Raw genomic sequence first — 1,624 nt, 5'->3', positions numbered from 1 at the left:
CGTTCTTTAATCGCGTGCAAGGTCTCTCCAGCAAAAAGACCGAAAAACCCGTTTCTATGTTCGGTTGAGAGCCGTTTCTCCGTCCCGGCCTGACAATAATCCTGCGACGCGCGCAACAGAGGTCAAGATGGGTTCGCAGGGGACCCGTCTGCACGTAGGCGACCGAAGAGAGCCGGAGGAAGATGGGGTGGAACCCGTCTTGACCGGCGTGAGCATGTTGCAATCCTGACTTTCGCCGGGATCTTCAATAGTAGACGCTTGTCATACCGGGGCATGGTTCTTTCCGCGGTCTACAGAGGCAGCCGCAACATGGCATCTGATGAGGCCGGTGCCCGAATGTCCCGATCGCATTCACGCGAGAGCGTGTTGCAACGAAAGGCGCGGGGTCACCAAGCCTCGTCCCGGTAGGGACAAACTACCGCCCTATCGGGCGGGTCTCGGAAACTGGTGTCACAAGGATCATGATGTTCTCAGGCGACTGCGGGCAGCGCACCCGCACAGTCAGCTTTGTTTCCCCAGTTGAATACGTCGCCGTTACGCCAAAGCGTATGCAGTAGAACGGCAATCTTTCTCGCGACGGCGACTTTCGCCCGGCGCATGCCAATACGTTTTGCCATCACCAGGCCCCAGGTTTTCAGGGCACACTCGCGTGGATGGCGTGACAGGAGAACGTTCGCAGCCTCGAACAGGTAGGATCGCAGGAGAGCATCCCCGCATCTGGATATACGCCCGACACGATCCTCTTCGCCGGATTGGTAGCGCCGAGGCGTGAGACCGACATACGCACCGACCGAACTGGAACGTTTGAACCGATCGGGATCATCGATAGTGGCTGAAAAGGCCAATGCAACGATCACGCCTACTCCGGGGACCGACATCAGCCTCTGCACCGTTGCATCTGACTTGGCACGTGCATTGACCCTCGTGTCGAGAACAGCAACCTGCTCTCGCAACGCCTGCCATGCAATCAGCAAAGGCTCTATCACAGCCATCAAGACGTCGTTTTCACCGATCGCATCACGCACCCTAGGTGCGAAAAGCCCGCCTGAGCATCGGACGATGCGGAGTCCGTATGTCTTCAGGATGCCCCGGATGGTGTTCGCCATAGTCTGACGCTGCGCCACGAGCTGGGCGCGCGCCACCAGCAGGATCTTGAGGGCGTGGGAGTCCATACTTTTGACGGCTACCTCGCGATACCAACCTGTGCGGACAACGTGGGCCAGACCGAGCGCATCGTTGTCATCGGTCTTGTTGAGCTGCAGGCTGAGAGCCGCCTTCGCGTGACGGGCATCGAGACAGATGACCGGGACATGGCGGCGCCGGAGACTGAGCGTGAGCCAATTCGAGAGCTGTCCGGTTTCCAGGCCAACACGTACCGCTCCTTGCGCATGAGCGTGCAGCGTATCGACAATCGCCTCAGGCGTGGACGCACATTTCCCGCGCCACAAAATGTCTCCTGCAGAGTTCACCACGCAGACCGACGTCATATCCAGAGAGACATCCAGGCCGACATATTTCAGATCATCATTGTGGGTAGCACACATGCTGTCCTCCATCATTTCCGTGACTGGGGTCATCATACACGTATGGCATCCCCTCTCGTCGCGATTACGCCATGTCCCGA

Annotated in this window: 1 protein-coding gene; it reads right to left on the bottom strand. The window is 58.4% G+C overall.

The window, feature by feature from the left end:
* Positions 1-470: 470 nt before the first annotated feature.
* Positions 471-1,544 carry an IS110 family transposase gene (locus tag WFJ47_RS16445; RefSeq protein WP_051395795.1) on the bottom strand — a complete coding sequence of 358 codons (1,074 nt, stop codon included), beginning with the start codon at positions 1,542-1,544 and terminating at the stop codon, positions 471-473.
* Positions 1,545-1,624: the final 80 nt, after the last annotated feature.

Origin of the sequence: Asaia sp. VD9 (assembly GCF_037150015.1) — a bacterium.
GTDB lineage: Bacteria > Pseudomonadota > Alphaproteobacteria > Acetobacterales > Acetobacteraceae > Asaia.
This window is presented reverse-complemented; position numbering and strand designations above follow the sequence as displayed.

What these genes read in the sequence shown, in the direction of transcription:
- WFJ47_RS16445 (WP_051395795.1), bottom strand. Translation starts at nt 1,544, where the DNA reads ATGTGTGCTACCCACAATGATGATCTGAAATATGTCGGCCTGGATGTC.